At 41.5% G+C, this 20543-nt stretch carries 24 protein-coding genes and 1 pseudogene; 9 read left to right on the top strand and 16 right to left on the bottom strand.

The window, feature by feature from the left end; all coding sequences use genetic code 11:
- Window positions 1–11: 11 nt before the first annotated feature.
- The 12 genes from rplS to ispH form a co-directional block, all read right to left on the bottom strand.
- The gene (rplS, locus tag B2W49_RS08010; RefSeq protein WP_004809937.1) at window positions 12–383 is read right to left on the bottom strand and encodes a 50S ribosomal protein L19; all 372 of its coding nucleotides are present in this window, start codon (window positions 381–383) and stop codon (window positions 12–14) included.
- A 206-nt stretch (window positions 384–589) separates the two neighbouring features.
- Entirely contained in the window at window positions 590–1330 is a 741-nt protein-coding gene (trmD, locus tag B2W49_RS08015; protein WP_291338710.1) for a tRNA (guanosine(37)-N1)-methyltransferase TrmD, read from the bottom strand.
- A gap of 42 nt (window positions 1331–1372) precedes the next feature.
- Entirely contained in the window at window positions 1373–1921 is a 549-nt protein-coding gene (gene rimM / locus B2W49_RS08020; RefSeq protein WP_291338711.1) for a ribosome maturation factor RimM, read from the bottom strand.
- Between the two features lie 28 nt (window positions 1922–1949).
- Entirely contained in the window at window positions 1950–2207 is a 258-nt protein-coding gene (gene rpsP, locus B2W49_RS08025) for a 30S ribosomal protein S16 (protein ID WP_004974526.1), read from the bottom strand.
- A gap of 139 nt (window positions 2208–2346) precedes the next feature.
- Window positions 2347–2790, bottom strand: a complete 444-nt coding sequence (locus B2W49_RS08030) for a type IV pilin protein (RefSeq protein ID WP_291338712.1) — start codon at window positions 2788–2790, stop codon at window positions 2347–2349.
- Window positions 2777–3316, bottom strand: a complete 540-nt coding sequence (locus B2W49_RS08035) for a type IV pilin protein (RefSeq protein ID WP_291338713.1) — start codon at window positions 3314–3316, stop codon at window positions 2777–2779. The genes B2W49_RS08030 and B2W49_RS08035 overlap by 14 nt, the downstream gene beginning before the upstream one ends.
- Window positions 3317–3325: 9 nt before the next feature.
- Window positions 3326–7249, bottom strand: a complete 3924-nt coding sequence (locus tag B2W49_RS08040) for a pilus assembly protein (RefSeq protein ID WP_291338714.1) — start codon at window positions 7247–7249, stop codon at window positions 3326–3328.
- Between the two features lie 27 nt (window positions 7250–7276).
- Complete coding sequence (locus tag B2W49_RS08045; RefSeq protein ID WP_291338715.1) at window positions 7277–7963, bottom strand: pilus assembly protein PilX; 687 nt, start codon at window positions 7961–7963, stop codon at window positions 7277–7279.
- Complete coding sequence (locus B2W49_RS08050) at window positions 7963–8991, bottom strand: PilW family protein (RefSeq protein WP_291338716.1); 1029 nt, start codon at window positions 8989–8991, stop codon at window positions 7963–7965. The genes B2W49_RS08045 and B2W49_RS08050 overlap by 1 nt, the downstream gene beginning before the upstream one ends.
- Entirely contained in the window at window positions 8984–9466 is a 483-nt protein-coding gene (pilV, locus tag B2W49_RS08055) for a type IV pilus modification protein PilV (RefSeq protein WP_168393994.1), read from the bottom strand. The genes B2W49_RS08050 and pilV overlap by 8 nt, the downstream gene beginning before the upstream one ends.
- Before the next feature lie 18 nt (window positions 9467–9484).
- Window positions 9485–9925: a pilus assembly FimT family protein gene (locus B2W49_RS08060; RefSeq protein ID WP_291338717.1), complete on the bottom strand. Its 441-nt coding sequence runs from the start codon at window positions 9923–9925 to the stop codon at window positions 9485–9487.
- 163 nt (window positions 9926–10088) lie between these two features.
- A complete protein-coding gene (gene ispH, locus B2W49_RS08065; protein WP_291338718.1) occupies window positions 10089–11039 on the bottom strand; it encodes a 4-hydroxy-3-methylbut-2-enyl diphosphate reductase in 951 nt (316 codons plus the stop codon).
- A gap of 134 nt (window positions 11040–11173) precedes the next feature.
- On the opposite strand from ispH, the gene gmk reads away from it, so the two are divergent.
- The 6 genes from gmk to bfr all read left to right on the top strand — a co-directional run bounded on the left by gmk (window position 11174) and on the right by bfr (window position 16065).
- A complete protein-coding gene (gene gmk / locus B2W49_RS08070) occupies window positions 11174–11797 on the top strand; it encodes a guanylate kinase (RefSeq protein WP_291338719.1) in 624 nt (207 codons plus the stop codon).
- Between the two features lie 76 nt (window positions 11798–11873).
- On the top strand, window positions 11874–12155 hold the full coding sequence (gene rpoZ / locus B2W49_RS08075; RefSeq protein ID WP_004896248.1) for a DNA-directed RNA polymerase subunit omega: 282 nt from the start codon (window positions 11874–11876) through the stop codon (window positions 12153–12155).
- Window positions 12156–12376: 221 nt separating this feature from the next.
- Window positions 12377–14479 (top strand): RelA/SpoT family protein, encoded by a 2103-nt coding sequence (locus B2W49_RS08080; protein WP_291338720.1) that lies wholly within the window; start codon window positions 12377–12379, stop codon window positions 14477–14479.
- 123 nt (window positions 14480–14602) lie between these two features.
- A complete protein-coding gene (locus tag B2W49_RS08085; RefSeq protein WP_004809961.1) occupies window positions 14603–14986 on the top strand; it encodes a RidA family protein in 384 nt (127 codons plus the stop codon).
- Between the two features lie 172 nt (window positions 14987–15158).
- The gene (locus B2W49_RS08090) at window positions 15159–15353 is read left to right on the top strand and encodes a bacterioferritin-associated ferredoxin (RefSeq protein ID WP_004974511.1); all 195 of its coding nucleotides are present in this window, start codon (window positions 15159–15161) and stop codon (window positions 15351–15353) included.
- A 247-nt stretch (window positions 15354–15600) separates the two neighbouring features.
- Window positions 15601–16065: a heteropolymeric bacterioferritin subunit Bfr gene (gene bfr / locus B2W49_RS08095; protein ID WP_004809965.1), complete on the top strand. Its 465-nt coding sequence runs from the start codon at window positions 15601–15603 to the stop codon at window positions 16063–16065.
- Between the two features lie 149 nt (window positions 16066–16214).
- Here bfr and B2W49_RS08100 read toward each other — a convergent pair whose 3' ends face one another.
- The 3 genes from B2W49_RS08100 to B2W49_RS08110 form a co-directional block, all read right to left on the bottom strand.
- The gene (locus tag B2W49_RS08100) at window positions 16215–16508 is read right to left on the bottom strand and encodes an addiction module antidote protein (protein WP_004809966.1); all 294 of its coding nucleotides are present in this window, start codon (window positions 16506–16508) and stop codon (window positions 16215–16217) included.
- Entirely contained in the window at window positions 16505–16807 is a 303-nt protein-coding gene (locus B2W49_RS08105; protein ID WP_004809969.1) for a type II toxin-antitoxin system RelE/ParE family toxin, read from the bottom strand. The genes B2W49_RS08100 and B2W49_RS08105 overlap by 4 nt, the downstream gene beginning before the upstream one ends.
- Before the next feature lie 105 nt (window positions 16808–16912).
- A complete protein-coding gene (locus B2W49_RS08110) occupies window positions 16913–17152 on the bottom strand; it encodes a type II toxin-antitoxin system ParD family antitoxin (protein ID WP_004809971.1) in 240 nt (79 codons plus the stop codon).
- A gap of 441 nt (window positions 17153–17593) precedes the next feature.
- On the opposite strand from B2W49_RS08110, the gene B2W49_RS08115 reads away from it, so the two are divergent.
- Both B2W49_RS08115 and B2W49_RS08120 read left to right on the top strand, forming a co-directional pair.
- Window positions 17594–17953 carry a type II toxin-antitoxin system RelE/ParE family toxin gene (locus tag B2W49_RS08115; RefSeq protein WP_004809973.1) on the top strand — a complete coding sequence of 120 codons (360 nt, stop codon included), beginning with the start codon at window positions 17594–17596 and terminating at the stop codon, window positions 17951–17953.
- A complete protein-coding gene (locus tag B2W49_RS08120) occupies window positions 17953–18261 on the top strand; it encodes an XRE family transcriptional regulator (RefSeq protein WP_004809975.1) in 309 nt (102 codons plus the stop codon). The genes B2W49_RS08115 and B2W49_RS08120 overlap by 1 nt, the downstream gene beginning before the upstream one ends.
- 342 nt (window positions 18262–18603) lie before the next feature.
- Here B2W49_RS08120 and B2W49_RS08125 read toward each other — a convergent pair whose 3' ends face one another.
- Complete coding sequence (locus tag B2W49_RS08125) at window positions 18604–20235, bottom strand: PglL family O-oligosaccharyltransferase (protein WP_291338721.1); 1632 nt, start codon at window positions 20233–20235, stop codon at window positions 18604–18606.
- A gap of 165 nt (window positions 20236–20400) precedes the next feature.
- Between B2W49_RS08125 and B2W49_RS08130 the strand changes: the two are divergent.
- Window positions 20401–20543, top strand: a pseudogene (locus B2W49_RS08130) (helix-turn-helix domain-containing protein); the annotation flags it as partial.

Consider the following 20543-nt stretch of genomic DNA (forward strand, 5'->3'; position numbering starts at 1 on the left):
CAAAGTTAAAATTAACCTTGTTTACGTGCTGGTAATTTCTCACGAATACGTGCAGCTTTACCAGACAATTCGCGTAGGTAGTAAAGTTTAGCACGACGAACGTCACCGCGACGTTTCACTTCGATTTTCGCAACGATTGGAGAGTGAGTTTGGAAAACACGCTCTACACCAATACCGCTAGAAATTTTACGTACTGTGAACGCAGAGTTCAAACCACGGTTTTTCTTCGCAATTACCACACCTTCAAATGCTTGAAGACGCTCACGATCACCTTCTTTTACTTTTACTTGAACGATAACTGTATCGCCTGGTGCAAAAGCTGGAATGTCTTGCTTAAGCTGAGCATTTTCAACAGCTTGTACTAAAGGATGCTTACCACTCATGGGGTATCTCCAATATGTGTGGGTCAGAAGAGGTCTGAGATCCACTGGGGCTAGAGGCTAAAGCGCATAGACCCGATTAACTTTCCCTTTATGCTTGACCGCTTCAAGACATAAAGAGCCTATTTAAGTACTTAATTTACATTAAGCAGTTTAGTTTGCTCGAAGCATAGCTTCTCACCTTGCGCTCGGGTAAAGCAATGCTTTACTCACCCTCGCTCATCTTTTAGCCATTTCTTTTGCTGCTTGGTCAGTTCCACCTGTTCAGCCAGTTCAGGCCGACGTTCTAAAGTCCGTTGATAACGCTGCAAAAAACGCCATTTTTCAATATTTGCATGATGACCTGATTTCAATACCTCAGGCACATCCAAACCTTCAAAATGGTCAGGCTTTGTGTATTGTGGGCAGTCTAACAGACCATCCACAAATGAATCTTGTACATGGGATTGTTCATCAGACATGGCACCCGGAAGTCTCCGGATAATACTGTCCAATAACACCATCGCAGGCAGTTCACCGCCCGATAACACGTAATCTCCAATTGACCATTCCTGATCTACATAGTTTTGGATTAAACGTTCATCGACACCCTCATAACGACCACACAGCACAATTAATCCGTCATATTGAACAAATTGTTGCACTGCAGTTTCGTTTAAGGTTTTACCTTGTGGCGACATATATACCACAGGTACATGAACTGCTCCTGCTTGCTGTGCAAGGTTTTTGGCATGTTGGATTGCTTGTGCCAACGGCTCAGCCATCATCACCATACCGGGACCACCACCAAATGGACGTTCATCCACTCGTTTGTAGTTGCCCTGCGCATAATCGCGAGGATTGATACAATGAATTTGCATCAGATCACGTTGTGCTGCGCGCCCGCTAATACCGAAACGTGTAATCGCCTCAAACATTTCAGGAAAAAGCGTAATGACTGCAAAAAACACCGCAGACTCCTCTATTTTCCTGCTCTGTGAATCCTGAAAGGATTAATAATCTACGCTCCAATTCACGTAGATGCGACCCGCTTCGAGATCAACACGTTGTACCACATCTTTATGCCATGGAATCATACGCTCTTCACCATCGACACTATCGGCAGTTGCGCGAACCACCATCACGTCATTGGCACCTGTTTCAAACAGTTCATGGATTTGACCGAGGTTTACTTCTTGTTCGTCATCGTTCAGACCTAACACCGTTAGACCTTTTAAATCAGACCAGTAATACTCGTCCACACCTGCTTGAGGCAGTTGCGCTTTTGAAATCCAGATATTTGCGCCAACCAAGTTGTCTGCTGCGGTACGATCACTCACACCTTTTAAGCTGACCACCAGGCCTTTGCCATGTGGTTTCCAACGTTTTACATCGACAGTTTGCCATCCTGCTTTGGTTTCAATGTACCAAGGCAGGTAGTCAAACATGTTGCTCATAGGTTCTGTATTGGAATAGACCCAGAGCCACCCATTTAATCCATAAGCTGAACGTAGCTGTCCAATCTGAATACGATCTTCGGGCACATTCTGTGTTGGTGTCATGGGCTACCTACGACTTAATTTGTAAAAATTATGCAGCAGCTGCAGCTTTTTTAGCTTGAGCAGCTAAAGAAGCAACACGTTCAGACGGTTGAGCACCTTGAGCAACCCAGTGTGCAAAACGGTCAGCATCTAAACGAAGTTTTTCTGCTTTACCTTGCGCTGTTGGGTTGAAGAAACCAATACGTTCGATGAAACGACCGTCACGCGCATTGCGGCTGTCAGTTACAACGATTTGATAGAATGGACGCTTTTTAGCACCACCACGAGTAAGACGAATAACTACCATGATACAACCTTATAGTTTTTACGGATTATCCCTGCACCGACCATCGATACATTTCAAACCCCTTTCATAGAGGGCAATATTCTACGCTAAATTCCGCACGAGGGAAAGATCAAAAAATGATTTATCCACAGTTTTGAATTTATTTCTCTGACCAGGCAGAACAAGTATCTGTTGTTGAAGGTGAATCCTTACCTTTAAACCAGCATTGGCGCCCTGACTGATCTAAACTTAAGGCACCATTCCCTTTTTGTGCAGCTGTTGAAATAGGCAAAGCTGACAGGGTATATGCTTGATTAGATGCATCAATTGCCAAATTAATATTGTATAAAGCTTGATGGCTTGGAAATGTACTATTTCCTCCAATACTCGCCAATGTTGCATTTCGATAACTATGATTCATCGCCTTATAACTTTGCAAACGCTGCGCGAGTTGCATCAGCTCCGTTTGAACCTCTACACGATTGGCACGTACTTTATAACTAGTATACGATGGCATCGCGATTGCAGCCAAAATAGCAATAACAGCCACCACAATCATGAGTTCAATCAGTGTAAATCCGCGCTCTTGATTACCAGTTTTCATTATTTGTAGTCCCACAAGTATATGTTGAAACCATATCTGGAGTCCGAGTTTGACAACGTACACCTTCACTAGTCAACAATAAATCGTAATTACGTGGTTGTTTTAAGGTTGTACCTGTTTTAGCACGTTCAACCCGTATCACCCAGTTTAAACCACGTACAGAACTTGAATCTGCGGTTTCATTACCATCTGCGTCTCTTTGTATAGACAAAGGCTTCTTGGTGGCTAAATCCAATAAAGTAAGGGTAAATTTAGTATCTGAACCATCTACAGGAATTGCTAAAGTGCCTGTGGATGGTGCATAACCTGTATATAAGTAGGTTGCATCAAAACCTTTATAGCTGAAGTTTTTAGCTTTGAATTTTTCTAGCTCTGTCGCTATTCGCAAGGCTTCCTGCTTTGCTAAAGCAAGATCCTTACGCTGAATATACGCGGCATAACTCGGAATCGCGATGGCTGCAATGATTGCGATCACAACGACCACAATCATCAGCTCAATTAGGGTAAAGCCTTTTTTGAATTGCATACTCCCCCCTTAACGCGACTCATACCAGCGCATTTGCTTGAGTTTTACCTGTGTATTAAACAACTGGCATTGCGGTAAGTTTTTATTGGCAGCTAAGCTACAATCCAGTGCAGATGGCTCATCACGATTCACCACTAAACTCACTGTATTTGCCTCATTTCCATAACCCAGGCCCAAACCTGTACCCAAAATACCTGCACCAAGTTTTACCCGACCTGGTTTGTTTCCAGTGCCTGAATAGAAATCACATTTTCCAGTAGGTAAACAATATTGGTACAGATAAGAGTCACCCGCTACACCTGCACCACAATTTCCGCCAATACCAGTACCATCACGATCATACACATTGACATAGAGCATACCATCTAGAGCATACAGGTCATTCATACCTTTATAACGGCCTGCTTTACTTGCATCAAAATAAGCTTTCCAGCCACCATTTAAGGTATTATTTTGACCGCGACGTGCCACACCACTATCAAAGTTAAGTTGGGTTAAGCTTTCATCTTCGGTATATAGTGTAATGCCTGTTTTATACAAGTCCTGACGTGCTACATCATTGTCATACACTACAAATACGGCATCATTAGCACTGTCTGTAGAGTTTAAACCTGCTAATGGCGAACTACGGTTACCCGAACTAAAGGCAACTGCAGCAAAGTAGCTCCCATCATCTTGATGAATAGACACACTTGGCATTTCATAGAAACGAGGACTCAGACCAGAACCCTGATGCTCTGTAAATAGACGAACTACGCGTGTTGCAAAGTTTGCTGTATCTGTTGCTCGATTATTAAAGTCAACACGGAATGCTTGCCCACCCAAGTCACCAAAATAGATATGATCTGTTAAACCATCTCCATCACGGTCAATCGCATTAATTTGCGAAACAACACTGTATTTTAGCTCATTGTTCTGAGTAAATCGGCTAGCACCTGTTTTTTCACTATCACTCGCCCACCAGAGTAAATCACCATTGTGTGCATCAAACATATACACACCATTTCCTTTGGTCGAGCTTGGGTCTGCATTATGAGTTTCATAAATAGGGTCGTAACCACCACCTACAAACATTACAAGCTTGCGCGTATCGCCCCAATTTACGTAAGCGAGAGTCGGTTTTGACCAGCTTTGCCCCATTTGCTTGAGTGCAGCAGAAGCATTATCTGCATCTGGATTGATATGGAATTTCAATTCAGGCTTTTCAATGTCAGTTAAGTCCAACGCATAGTAACTTTTACCCCCCATACGCAAACCGCCATACACCCACTGCATACCAATCAGGTTCTGCGCATTTTCTTCATCACTTGCTTTACGCCCAGAATCTTTCACCGTTAATGTTCCATCACTTTTTGAAACATATTGGGTGTGTGCTGTCCACGGCGCATCAATGCCATAAAAGAGTTTTGACTTTCCACCTGTAGAAATAGACTCGGTTAAAAAGGCAACTTTTTGCTTCTCCATCATTTCATGTGGTACAAACGCAAATACTTCCTGACCTTTGTCGTCTACAACATGTAAAATGCCTTGAGTAGAACCAAATAATAAATAATCTTTACGACCTGTCGTAGTGACCGCTGAGCCATTTACTACAATTTTGCCTTCTTGAGTAAGCAAGATAGGTGAGGAATGCATAACACTACCTACTTGTCTCAACTCAGTTGTTTCTGCTAACGAGGCTAGGCTAACACTATCACCAATTTTTACATTGTAACCCAGTAAGTTTAACCAATAGTTTTTGTCTGGATCGTTCTTAAATTTGCCAATTGGATCACCATTAGCACTTACACCCTCACTAAATAACGTTTGTAAGTTTACCTTAGATAATTGGTTATTTTTTCCAATTGCAGCATAAGGTACTGCCGTACCCGTAATTTCACGATTCGTAAAAATTATTCTTTGTGATTTTTTTTGATTTTCCGCATCTAGTATATCACGGAGCTTAAGTTGCCCCTTAACACCGTCTTCCCAATAACCAGCCGCCCTACTGTCTAGACTACCGTCTGTTTTAATCAATCGGATTAAATTTCCCTTATCAAAAAGTTCGCCATTATATACATTATATTTATTTAAATTACCTACCCATAACTGGGTGCTTTCTTGTGGCTTTGGAATAAAGGAGGCGTAATAACCATAAGGTTGTAACTGAATAGGATTAAGACTATCTACAGGTATAGTTGGACTACCAGTTGCAACAGGATCAAACTCTGGTTTTACTTCACCTAAAAAGTTGACAATACTATTAATAATATCTTGAGGTGATTGAGCAGAGTAGAACCCACCTTCGCCATATCCTCCTACTCCTGGTAATGAGCTATGGGAACGTGCTCCCCAATTACAAGCATTTCTTGCATCCACCCGAGATGAAGCAATTTTACTACAATTATAATATTCTCGCGTTATACCTTTGGCATCTGTTAGCAAACGAATCACACGCTCGCTTTCTGGCAATTTTGCATCTGCCTCACGATCGACATCAAAGACCGAACCAAACCCTACAACAGCTGTCTTAATTTCAATACCAAGCGGATTACGATTTACAGTGGATGTCGATGATCTCACATTACGTAAGGCTTTGGCGAACTCACCCACTGCAGGCATACCATGACCTGCTTGACTACCATTCGGTAAACTTCCAGTAGTAGGCACACTAAATGCTGATCCAGCAGTCCCTAAAGCTGCTTTCATCAATGGCTCTGGTACAGGTGAACTATTTGGCTCACCATCAGTTAAAAAGTAAATCCCCTGACCATTACATTGTGTACTCGTGGTAGATAATGGAGTTTGATAATTCGTTGCTGTAGCAGAAGAATCCACTTTACTACCATTGACTGATTTAGAGAATCCGCTATAGCCAAGATTAGCAGCTGTGGCTGTGTATGGCTCAAGTAAAGCTGTTCTTATATCACTAGCATTACTCCATGTTACCTGTCTAGTAGACCTACCTCCAATACCTGTTAAGTACGTACTGGTACTATAACTCCAACACTCAAGTCCCCGCCATTCCGTACATCTACCGTATCTAGTTGAACCTCCACTGTTGTAACTAATATATTCTTCTCGTACTGTAGTAACGTTGGTCGTCGTATTAGTTCCCAACATATATGCAGCCACCTCTGCATAAGCATTCGCAGTTGGCGTACCATTCGAACCAATTAAGCCCGCAACGGCATTTTTTATTTTATTGCGTTGGTTTAAGTCAACTAGTGCTGCTGGGACTAGAATTTTACCACTTGAACCATCTGCAGCAGTAAAATTATTGTTTTGATCACTTTGTGATGAAAAGTTACCAATACCAATCGCCATTGTTTTTTCATCCAATAGCGCACTATCCATTAATGAAAATAAAGCATCTTTTAATCGTGTCAAACGATCGTAATATTTTCTCCCATCCACTCTTAAGTCTTTATAGTAATTACAAGCATTCTCATCTTTACAGTCTTCTTTTTTATTTGTATCTCTTTCTGTAGAATAGTCACTTATATTTGAAGGTGCTATTGTACCTATTGGATAATTACACTCACCGCTATTCGTCGAACCGTCATTACCAGCACCACATTTAAACCAGTCAAAGTATGATTCTTTGTTTTTATTTTGTACCTTACTTCGTTGATAATAATATCTACGCTCATCCCTTCCACCAACCTCACAATAATATTTAGTATAGCTCGGAGTTGTGCCTGATGACTCACTTTTTAAAGTAGCATCTTTACTGGAAATAACACTGGGTAAATCGCAAGCAGTTTTCCCCACTTGCTCAGTTGACATACTACCTGAAGTATCCAACATCAAAGTAATAGTTGTTTTACCCGAAGATGCGTCCTTATAAATCTCAATATCACTCGCAACCGAAGTTTGAATACTTCCACACACTGCCCATGTCATCATCATTGACACAGTGGCAGAAAGAACTTTTTTATTAAACTGTTTCATTTGTTAATCCTCACTGATTCTGTTCAACTACGACACAAGCTTTGGCTGACCACCTACCACATAGTCTGCGCGCTGGGTGTTATAGGGAATATTTAAATCTTCAAAACAGCGTGATACATTTGCCGCACGCTCTTTAAAGCAAGCTTCAATTTCTGCTTTACTTGCACTAGAAAAACTTGGCAAGACTGAAATCACGGTGACGCTAATACTGTTCGACACCACAGGTAAGCTGCTTGAGCCAATACTGGTGTTTTGAGCTACGTGTGCAAATGGCACCACATTGTCTATATTTTTCTTTAAATAGACTTGCGCCAATACCGCTGAACGCCCTGTCGCAAACTGATTGGCTTTACAATAACCTGTTACCCCAATTTTGGTTTTTGAACCTGTACGGGATATTGCACTAGCTTGACTCATAGAAAAAAATGTGTCTTGTGATGCACGGTAGCAAAACACCAACTCATCTTCTGCATTAGCAGCGGAGTTAAAATAGCTATACATACCATCTTGGGCTAATTGGCGCGCCACCTGATTTGGGTTTTCCAAATTAAATAATGCCGCATTACTGTTTTCTAAAAGCAAAGCCTGTACTTGGCTGTTTGTTGCCAGTCTTAATCCTAAAATCCCAGAACGAACCGCTAATGTACCTACCAAGGTAATTAAAATCAGAATGACCAAAACCACAATGAGCGTTGCACCTTTTTGTTGTTTCATTACGATGCTCCCAATGTATTACGCAAACCAACCACTTGAGTGACCAGTTGACGTATGTATTTTTTATTCAAATTCGCATCACCATCGAACACCACTGCAGTAGTGGTACCTGGGAGGGTAATAGTTTTATTATTTAAACCAGCATCAGCCCCAATATTGGTCGCAGATCGCGCAACCACAGAAACTTGCAATGAAATCACTTGTAGATAATTTTTTTCCTCGGTAATAGATGACATCAAATCGGTATACTCATCCATTGTGAGATAACGCAATTGATTATTTTGTGGATTTTTCACACCCAAAAGCACCTTAAACGCATCAATATTTTGCATGAGTAACTGTGCGTTATTATTTAAGCCCGTAATACTGCTATCGCCTGCATTATAATGCCCCGCATCACAGTACAACCCGTAACGATCCAAACCATCACTGCCCTGCTGTGAATTTGGTAACTTTGCTATAAAGTAACGCTGTACCATGGTTGGGCGGATTGCTTGAGTGTCTTCATTGGGTTTTTTTGCTGTTGTAAATCCAATTCTATTGCCTTCGCAATCATACATATCTGTATTGCTTAATAATCTTTCATTGATTTTCTTGGTAGCATCTTTTGGGTCAACATCTGATGCTTCTTCAACCTGATACTGCGGCACAAACTGAATCACGAGTTGATCGCTATTACCTGTGGTTGCATCTTCTTGTAAATTCTGCTGACTTAAAGCAACATCATCAATCAAATTCGCATGTAAGCTTGATGGATAGTTTTCTTGGGCAAAAATTACGCCAGAACCCACCATCTTATTATTAACTTTTTGGTTAGACGGTGTGTTTAGATTGGCGTGTCGTAAGTCATGAGTCAGCATTGCCAAGCCAAAATTTGAGTTTTGCTGCACATCACCCATACCCAACTGAAATCCTAAAGATCGTTGTGCGCTGAGAAAAATAGCAGTTGCTGCACTGACCACCAACAAACCAATTGCCAAGCCAATCATCAGCTCAAGTAAAGTGAAACCTTTCTGAAGCTTAGTCATAGTTATAAGCCTCCATAATTATGCATTGTGCGTTTGGGTTATACGCTGTCCCATTGGTACAGTGATTACCTCCACTTCCATTTGTTGCAGTGGTTGTATCCCAAGCCACATATACACATTTTCTTTTCAGGGTCGAACCTTGGCAGTCGTTCACAGCAATAGACATGCCTAAATTTTCTGCACGCAACTGAACTTGTTTAAAGTCATAGGCTGCCATTTGATCACTGGTACAAAAATTTGCAGCACAATCTGTCACTGTTGCATTTGCCTTATATTCATCTAATCCAGCACGATTCATACGGATACGTTCAGATAAATCTCGTGCAATATTCATGGCTTGAATATTTTGACCTGCGTCTGCACTGGCAGCAACCGCCCGAATTTGCAAAGCAGTAAAGCCTAGCACTGCAATTCCAAGCAGCACCAATGCCACCAAAACCTCGACCAAGCCAACACCACGTTGATTTCTTATCATTGTTTTACCCTCATCCTATTAATTTGGGCATGTGCTATTTGAGCGTTCATATCGAATCGAACCGTTTTTAAAAAACTCGATGACCGCTTTTTTTGAGCTGTCTTTTTGATGCTGCAAAATAAAACACTCACGATCATTCGCTGAAACTAAAAAGCCAAACATATTGTAGGTCAGGCTATTGACTGGTTTACTTGCCCAGCTGGTATGTTGCTCTGGCAGCCACTTGAACTTGCCGTCTGTTACCGAGGCGTCTAGTGCCAACTTCTGTTCTTTCTTAGTAAATACAGCTTCGGAACGTGCCATTGTGGCCAATTCAATAATAGCTCTTGCATCGCTATGCAATTGATTTTTACGAATCATGCTGGTCATTGAAGGAGCCGCCATCATCGCGATAATCGCCAACACAGCAATGGTCACCATCAACTCAATTAAGGTGAACCCGTTTTCTTTTTTTCGCATACTCCCCCCAAGACACAGACTTTGCCCTATTAAAAATAATAACCAACAACTTTACAAAACCCTCACACTTCAGGACAAAAGGCATAAAAAAGCAGATAACCGTCATGCAACAGTTATCTGCCTATTTTTAATCAATTTTTTAAAGTATTATGTACTTCGCAGTTTAAGCCTGTGTTACAGGAATACGTAACTCTTTGGGCAAACTAAAGGTAATATTTTCTTCGCGGCCTGCAAGCTCTTCAGGGGCGGTTGCACCCCAGTCTTGCAAACGCTGAATCACTTGTTTGATTAAAATTTCTGGTGCAGATGCGCCTGCAGTCACACCAATTTTTGTATTCGGTTGAAACCATGCTTGTTCCAACTCGTCTGCATTATCCACCAAATAGGCGCGTTTCCCCATACGTTCAGCCAACTCACGTAAACGGTTAGAGTTGGATGAATTTGGTGAACCCACCACCAACACCACATCACACTGATTGGCTAAGTCACGCACTGCGTCCTGACGGTTTTGAGTGGCATAACAAATATCGTCTTTGCGTGGCCCTTGAATATTCGGATATTTCTGGCGCAAGGCATCAATGACTTTGGCTGTATCATCAATCGACAAAGTTGTTTGCGTTACAAAAGCCACTCTATCTGGATGCTGAACCGCAAGAGCAGCCACATCATCCTCATCTTCTACCAAATAAATGTCGCCACCATTTTTCTTGTCGTACTGTCCCATCGTACCTTCAACTTCTGGGTGGCCTTCGTGACCAATTAAAATAGCTTCAGTGCCTTCACGCGCATACTTAGTCACCTCAATATGCACTTTGGTCACCAATGGACAAGTGGCATCAAACACTTTTAAGCCGCGACGTTCAGCTTCTTGTTGTACCGCTTTAGATACGCCATGTGCACTAAAAATCACAATATTGTCATCGGGCACTTCATCTAGCTCATCGACAAAAATTGCACCGCGTTGGCGCAAGTCATCTACCACAAATTTATTGTGTACCACTTCGTGACGCACATAAATAGGTGGGTTAAAACACTCAAGGGCACGATTTACAATCGCAATTGCTCGGTCTACACCTGCACAAAAACCACGTGGATTCGCCAATACAATTTCCATAGAACCCTCTATGTTGAAGTTAAATAGGTGGGATGTTTAAAAATTTATGCCAACAAAAGCCATCTTGGCTATTTTGTTTAAGGGGCGTCTACTCTAAAATAGAGAAGATATTTTATCATATCAGGAAAAATATCATGTCGGGTCTATTGTTTGTCGTTTCTGCCGCTTCAGGAACAGGCAAAACATCCCTCGTTAAAGCCCTGCTTGAGCGTGTGAATAATTTACACGTTTCAGTTTCTCACACAACACGCGGTCAACGTCCCGGCGAACTCGATGGCGTGCATTATCACTTCACACAAAAACAAGATTTTATCGACTTGGTAAAACAAGGCGGTTTTATTGAGTATGCTGAAGTCTTTGGCAATTATTACGGCACCGCGCAAGCAACGGTTAAAGAGCAGTTAGCCAAAGGTCACGATGTGTTGCTTGAAATTGACTGGCAAGGTGCTCAACAAGTACGCAATCTTTTTCCTGAATCGAAGCAAATTTTTATTCTTCCACCAAGTCAATTTGATTTACGTGAGCGCTTATCTAACCGTGGCACCGATGCAGTCGATGTGATTGAGCATCGTTTGGGCTGCGCAGTAGAAGACATGCAGCAATATGTCAATTTTGACTATCTGATTATTAATGATGACTTTAATAAAGCCCTGCACGATTTAGAAGCAGTGATTATTGCCAATCGTTTGGTGACTGCGCAGCAGGCGCGTCGTCATCAAGCCTTGATTCAAAAGTTAATTAGCCCACCAAGCGCGTGATTAAAACTTGAGTCTATAAGCAAAGCACCTTATACTGCACAGTCTGTTTAAATTTACTATTCGAACGAGAATTCTTATGGCACGCGTTACCGTTGAAGATTGTTTAGACCATGTAGACAACCGCTTTGAGCTTGTACTAGTGGCAAGCAAGCGCGCGCGTCAATTGGCACGTCAAGGCATTGAGCCAACTGTAGAGTGGGACAATGATAAGCCAACTGTAGTGGCATTACGTGAAATTGCTGTGGGTCATGTGTCTAAAGACATTTTGAAACAACGTGATCAAGACTATCAAACTTCAAGTCTTGACCTTGCACTTTCAGCAAATAACTTGAATTTAGATGGTTTTTCTTTCCAATAAGAACCACTTTCTGAAAAAGCCTAGTTTTTTACTAGGCTTTTTTGTTGCCTGAACTTTAATCTTGCGCTAAAAACCGTTATAACATAAGGAGTAAGACCCTCTTTATTAGTGCCAAATTTATCACTATTTGGCATGAAAAAAATTGACAAGTCATGCAATATGCTTTTCATTATAAGGTCTAACTGTAGATTCGTTATCACTTGTATTTTAAAGGGTGTTATATGCCAGGCACGATGGTCAGCCAAGCCAAACAACAGCTTCAAGCCATGATCGAACCTTACCTTAGCGTAAGTGAAGTCGAACAGGTGCTTACGGCTTGCGATTATGCTGAGCATGCGCATGATGGCGTGACCCGTAAAAGTGGTGAACCGTATGTGTTACACCCGATTGCGGTGAGTTGTATTTTGGCACACATGCGTTTGGATGCCGACACGCTCATTGCTGCGCTATTGCACGATGTCATAGAAGATACCGACTACAGCAAAGATGACATCACAGAAAAATTCGGACGTACCGTTGCCGAACTGGTCGATGGTGTAACTAAGCTTAGCCATTCGAGCGACAAGGAATACAACAAAGCCGCTTCGTTCCGTAAAATTCTGCAAGCAACCTTACAGGATCCACGTGTCATTATTGTGAAACTGGCAGACCGTTATCACAACATGACCACATTAGATGCACTGCGACCAGACAAACGCGCACGCATCGCCCAAGAAACTTTTGATGTGTTTGTACCTATGGCACGTATCGTGGGTATGAATGAAATGGCGGATAATCTTGAACATCTGTGTTATCAAAACCTAGATTTAGATATGTATAACGATGTGCAAGCCGCCCTTTTGCAAACCAAGCCAAAACGCTGCGAATACCAGTCTAAATGGGAACAAAATCTTGCCGACCTGCTGCAAGATAATCAAATTACAGGCCGTATTAAAAAGAAAAATAACAATATTGAATTACTGCGCCACTTTGTTAAAAACGATATTGATCTACAAGAACTGACCCACAGCCACGCCTTTGAAATTATTTTACAAAGCATTGCTGACTGTGACCGTTTGGCTGATATTTTACGTGACAGTTTTCAGGTCTTGCATTATGAAGATCATATCCGTCGCCCACTGCCAGGCGGTAACCAATCGCTCATGATGCGTCTAAAAGGTGAACAAACCACCTTATCACTTACCATTCAAACTGAATTGATGCGTAAAGCCGCACGTTTTGGCGTAGTCTTAGGTGAAAACGCACCGCAAGCCTGCCGTTCTGCCATTCAAGCCTCTATGCAAAGCTTGAACGTGTTGATTGATGGTGAATGCGCTAAAACTACATTTAGCGATTTACTGGATTATCTACACCAAGAGAAAATTCATGTTTATACCCCGCACGGACATTTACATGAATTGCCCCAAGGTGCCACCGCAGTTGACTTTGCCTATGCAGCCAGTTTGTTCTTAGGTAACCATGCCGTCGGTACAAAAATTAATGGTGAAAGCAAACCACTTTCCACACCACTCACCAGCGGGCAAGTGGTCGAAATCATCACCGATGTTTTAGCCACACCAAACCCAGACTGGCTGAGTTTTATCAACACCCAAAAAGCCCGTCGTGCCTTACAGAATATTCTGCGTGATCAAGATATTGAAGAGCAGCGCTTGGTGGGTCAGCAAGCGCTTAACCGTGCGCTGAAATTATTTAATCACTCGATTCAAGACTTGACCGAAGCAGATTGGTTAAATGTGTTGCAATGGCGTCATATCGACAGCAAAGAACGCCTGTTCGAACAGATTGCAGTCGGAGATTTATTGCCACAGTTGGTGGCAAATCACATTTACGCACTCGATCAGGACAGCAGCGAACATTCTGACCGTCTGATTCAGGGCACAGAAGGCATTGACGTGAAATATGCGCACTGTTGCAACCCTGTACTGGGCGATCCGATTCAGGGCAACTTGTCACGCCGTGGCTTGATTGTGCATCGTGCGCGTTGCAACAACTTACTGCATGAGCAACATCAACATCCTGAAAATATCATGCCGCTACAATGGACTTCGGAAGATGTAGATGACGTGAGTTTTACGGCTTATCTCAGCATTGATATGGATATGAATGACGAACAAATTTCCGATTTGATCTATCAATGTCGTAAGGCCAAAACGGGAGTAGAAATGGTACGCAGCCACGATGGCAAAACCTATGTGAATATTGTAGTGAATAACCGTAAGCAAATTGCCAAAATTATTCGTGATTTGCGTATGCACTTCGGTTTCCCACGAATTAGCCGTTTAGCGCGCCCCATCAGCATCGCAGAAGAAGCCAAAGCTTGTTAATTTAATGTGGCTACATAGTTTGACTGTGCCGCACCTTCACCGATTTTGCATTATAGACTCATCAGGCTACTGAAATGCAGTCGGATGGTCTATGATGTTCGTACATTATTTTAGGAGAAATCAATGTCCCGCCAAGTCATCCATACTGAAAATGCACCTGCAGCAATTGGTACTTACTCTCAAGCCATTTTAGTGGGCAATACTGTTTATTTATCTGGTCAAATTGGTTTAGACCCATACAGCATGGAATTGGTAGAAGGCATTGAAGCGCAAATTCGCCGTGTGTTTGATAACTTAAAAGCCGTTTGTGAAGCGGCGGGCGGTTCTTTGGCCGATATTGCCAAGCTGAATATTTTCCTGACGGATTTATCACACTTTCAATTAGTCAACCAAATTATGGGCGAATACTTTGCACAACCATACCCTGCGCGTGCAGCCTTAGGTGTGGCTAGCTTGCCTAAAGGTGCTTTAGTTGAAATGGATGGCGTGGTGATTATCAATTCATAAGTCATTATTATTCATATACTTAAAAACTAATAAACGATGCCACCTATTGAGTGGCATTTTTTAATTCAAAAACTCAATTACAATAAATGACTTTTCAAATGATTTTTATTGACAAACGATAATAATTATCAATAATAACTCTTATCTTATTTCAATTATTGTGGTTGCATTCATGTACGTATGCTTATGCCGTGGTATTACAGATCAAGACATTAAAGAAGCCGTTGCCAATGGTGCAGACAGCTATCGTGAAATTCGCGATATGTTTGACTTGGGCACGTGTTGTGGTCGCTGTGCACCTGAAACTCGCGCCATCATTAGCGATGAAATTGCACAAATTGCGTCTCGTCTTGCCGTTGCTGCCTAAAGCTGCCGTTTTATTGCTCTCCCGCATTTCAGTATTATAATTTTTACTCAGTGTTTCCTCTCCCGCTTTCGACTACAGCGGGTTTTTCTTGGCTTACATTTCTTCACACCGCCTAGCTAATTGTTTTTGATTGCGATTTTCATTCGCCGTTCGATAAATCACTCGCCATTTTGCCCAGTCTTGTTTAAGATACAAATATAGATTGCCTTAAGCGGTTTAAGGCAGAAATTGTTGATGGAGTGCTGCAATGAAAGGCAATCGTGATGTGATTAATCAACTCAACCAAGTTTTGTATCATCACCTGACTGCAATTAACCAATATTTTTTGCATTCACGTATGTTTAATGATTGGGGCATTGAACAACTCGGCTCGGCTGAATATAAAGAGTCGATTCGTCAAATGAAACATGCTGACAAAATTATTGAACGTATTTTATTTTTAGAAGGGCTGCCAAATTTACAACATTTAGGCAAATTATATATCGGTCAGCATACGGCTGAAGTGTTGAAATGTGATGTGCGTAAAGTCCAAGAAAATATTGAAGCGATTCAAAAAGCCGTCGTTTTGGCAGAACAACAACTGGACTATGTAACTCGTGATTTGGTTCAGGAAATTCTAGAGAAAGAAGAAGAGTACCTCGACTGGGCAACGACACAGCTTGATTTGGTTGAAACTGTAGGCATTGAAAACTATATTCAAAGCCAACTCTAAGATTCATCTCGTTTCAATCGCACAAAAGACTGGTTTTTCCAGTCTTTTGTTTTTAGGGTTTGGTAGAGGTTTTTAGTTCATCTTAGGTCATGATTGAATCATGCTTTTAAAGTAAGAGATAAAGATTCATCCGCTGGGATTCTTTGAACTTATGATATTTGCTGGAACGTCAATTTTAAACCCAATGCATTTGCCACTTTACTCACCGTCACAAAACTAGGATTTCCCTGTTTTCCAAAAGACTTATATAGCCCTTCGCGGCTTAAACCCGTTTCTTGTGCAAGTTTAGTCATGCCATACGATTTAGCAATATCACCCAAAATATGCGCAATATATACAGGATCATCCCCCGCCTCTTCTAAAGCCGCTTCAAGATAAGCCTGTCTATCTTCATCAGTTTTAAGATGATCCTGTATGTCCCATTTTTTTAACTCAACAATCATGCTTCACCTCGTATTTCTTTTGCCAGTTTCAGTGCTGTACGAATATCATTTTGCTGTGTAGATTTATCTCCACCTGCGAGCAAGAGCAAAATTTCACTCCCATGCTGCATGAAATAAATACGGTAGCCAGGACCAAAGAAAAATCTCAATTCAGATACATAATCACCAACAGGTGAAGTATCACCCAAATTTCCCAGTTCTACCCGACGCAAACGAGCATTAATACGTGCCTTCGCTTGCGTGTCTTTTAATGAGTCAAACCATGCAGCATAAGATTGAGTGGTTATAATTTTATACATTTAATTGTAATCTATAGTTTACAGTTTAAGAAGTTTATTTTTGTTGTCTAGCTCAATAGAGCTTAGCTAATTGCAAAAATGCGCAACGCTTCACATAAAAATACGCTATTGATACTTCTGCTTCACTTGAGCCGCGATATCTTTTAGGCTGAGTGTACTTTCGCCACTATTCTCGCCTGCTTCAATCGCTCGCTTCAAAGCTACAGTTTGATTTTCTTGCTGTTCCAATAATCTTAATGCAGATCGCATCACTTCGCTGGTTGAACCATAACATCCAGATTCAATCAGTTTGCTCATAAAGTCATCGAGTTGTGGGTCAATTGTTACACTCGTAGTTCTCGCCATTAGCATGCCTTATTGTATAAATAGATCATACAGTTCTAACATAAATGCCTTTATCTGAGCAAAATTTCAACGCTACTTCAATTTCACACATGAAATCAATTTCATAATGAATACCCCTCTCTTTTTTAAAGAGAGCTTGGGAGAGATTTTCAACATTGGTATCTTCAACCTTAGCGATGCCTTAGTCAATTGACGATATTTAACGCGCTTGTTAATATAATTTTTGTATAGTCGTCAGGCTGAGTTCTTCTTATAAGTCTGCATGAGCTTGGTAATATCTATATTTCAAGAAAATAAATAAAAACAATGTAAAACAAATATTTATACAAAAAAATCAACCATTTACCACAGCAAGATGATTCAAAATCAGGCTGAGTTGAAATTGTCTTTTATCTAACACAACAACATTCCATCAATGGAATATAAAGAGTATAATAAATCATGTGGGATGTCGAATATACCGATGAGTTTGAACAATGGTGGGAAACTCTGACAGAGCAAGAGCAAATATCAATTGCTGCTTCAGTAGAACTTCTTGAAACTTTTGGTCCAAATCTAAAATTCCCACATAGCAGTGGAATTCATGGTACGCAAAAGTACGATCACCTGAGAGAATTAAGAACGCAACATCAAGGTCGCCCACTTCGTACCTTGTACGCTTTTGACCCAAGACGTACCGCAATTTTACTGATTGCTGGTGATAAAACTGGCGATGACCGTTGGTATGAGATCAATATCCCTATTGCAGAGCGTCTATATGATGATCATCTTAATCAATTGAAAAAAGAGGGTTTAATCTAATGGCAAAAAAATTTACTGCTCTACGTGCAAAAATGTCTGCCGACTCCCAACAACAAGCACACCAACTTGCTCAACAGCACATGAGTGAAATGCCTTTGCAAGAGTTACGTCAAGCACGCGGGCTATCACAAAAAGTCATGGCCGATTTACTTAACGTTCAACAACCTGCAATTGCAAAATTAGAAAAGCGTACCGATATGTATGTTTCTACTTTACGCAGCCATATTGAAGCAATGGGAGGTCAATTAGAAGTGATTGCACGCTTTCCCGATGGCACAGTAAAAATCACGAATTTTTCAGAAATTTAGTTTATGCTCTGAACTCTCATCTACAAGAAGGACTTCTCCTTGAGGCATGAGTTTTTGAATCCGCCTCCTTGCACCATACATGGCTCACCTTTTTCAAATCCCCCTCAATCCCCCTCAATCCCCCTCAATCCCCCTTTGATAAAGGGGGAAGCTTGAAAAGCATGTTTGCACAATAAATAAATTTTATGATGAATGTTCCTCCCTTTTTTAAAGGGAGGTTAGGAGGGATTTTCACCATATTTGGCTTATATTTTTTGAATCCCCCTCCTTGCGCCATATATGGCTCACCTTTTTCAAAGGGGGAAGCCACACAAGCATATTTTTTTAAATAGAATACTTAAATCAGCGTGACGCGGCCTCATCCAATAAAGTCGTATAATCTACATTGACCTGCCATAAAGTGCTTAACAACCATAATTGCTTTTTGGCTTCTGCTTCATAGCCATTAAACGCCAACACCCGTGCATATTTCAATAAATCGTAGCGGGTTGGATAATTCAACACAATTTCATGAATATCCTGCAACTGTTCAGGCGTTTGCTGGCTATACGGATTTAAACGAATCCACGCAATGCGGCGGTTAAATTCTTCCAATACCAAAATACGATCTTGATGGGTGATTTTTTCAGGCGTTTGTTCGTAGCGTACCGACTGATTCAATTTAGGCACCATCATCTCATAATCACGATAAATCAGCACTAGTAACAATGCGCCAAGTACAAAAGTGCTGCGTAAATATAGTGGAGATAAAGTAAGACCTTTCACTACGCGCTGTGACTGAACCATGCCGATAATAAAACCTACAGGCAGCAAGAAGTAGGCATAGTTTTGTGGAAATTCCAGCATGGCATGTACGCTAAATACACCGAGCATTAAAATCCCCACAACCGATTCCACCGACTGGGTATATTTATGCAGTTGGTAGCCCCAATAACCCAGATACGCCAAAAATGGCACACCGAGTATCACACCATTCCAAAGTAAAAAATCTAAAATAAAATTGTGTGCGCTACGAATCCACACAGGACCTTGCACAAATTCACTGATCGTCACATACGCCACACTGGTTTGATGCCAACCATAGCCCCACCACGGTTGATGCTCAATCGCAGCGAGCATTTGCTGCCAAATCGCCAAGCGTGACATATCACCTGTGGCGCGCTGCACCACATCAGGAGATTGCACCGAGAGGTCTGCACTTTGCGAGAGCAATTGACTAAAAGCAGGTGCGATAAAAATCAGCCCGATAAATGCGGCAAACCACAGTAAGCTATAGCGCCATTTAATCCGCATCACGCCACGGTATTGTTGATAGCCCAAATAGGTCAAGAGACACAGCGACGCCAACCATGACGTCCGTGATTGACTCAATACCACACCCACCAAAATCATGGCAGCAGCAATCACAATCCATACGGTTTTAATTTTTTGTTTTTCGTATAAATATAGGCATGCCATGAGTGACATCATCAAAAAGGTCGCCATGTTATTCGGTTGGGCGAAATTGGCATAAGGACGTTGCCCGATTTTAATATCTACCATCATAGGCAGGTATTGATCGATTGTGAGCCACTGGCAAATGGCCATGAATGCGGTAATACTTCCCACGCCAAGCAGCACATAACTAAAGCCTGCGAAGATGCGTTCACGTTCGCTGTTGTTTTGCGTGAGGTTGTAGCCAAAATTGATTGCTAGCCAAAAACTGAAGATATACACGCTGCTGAGCAAGGCTTTGTCAAAGAAGTAGACTAAGCCAAAGCCCCACTGAATGAGTGGAACACTGCACAGTGCCAGTAAGGGCAGGCTGATTTTAGGAATCTGTAATTTTTCTTTGAATAGACAGGCTGCAAGGGCAAACAGGGCAAAAAATGCGTAAAGTTCGCCTGTATAAGTCACCCACGGGCGGTAGTGTATGGGCAATAGCCATGCAAGGGAGATCAGAATTGCTGCGATAAGTGCGAGCGTGAATTTCATGGGGACATCATGCAAAAAAGATTTGAATATAATAATGAAAACCTGAAAAAAAAGGAGAGAATCTTCTTTTTTAACCAATAACTTTTAGGTAAATTGAGTTACCTTAAGTTGACAAAAATAACTAATCATGCGAAAAAAGTTTTTTTAGTTAACAGATGTTCACACATGCCTCGAATTGTTTCTGTACCACTTAGTTTAGAACAGCGAGAACGACTCATTTTTCTGGCCAAGCATGCAAAACATTGGCGTGAAAGACAACGTGCCCAAACTATTCTCTGGCTTTCTGAAGGTAAAAGTGTTGCGGAAGT

This window comes from Acinetobacter sp. UBA801 (assembly GCA_002296655.1).
Classification (GTDB): domain Bacteria; phylum Pseudomonadota; class Gammaproteobacteria; order Pseudomonadales; family Moraxellaceae; genus Acinetobacter.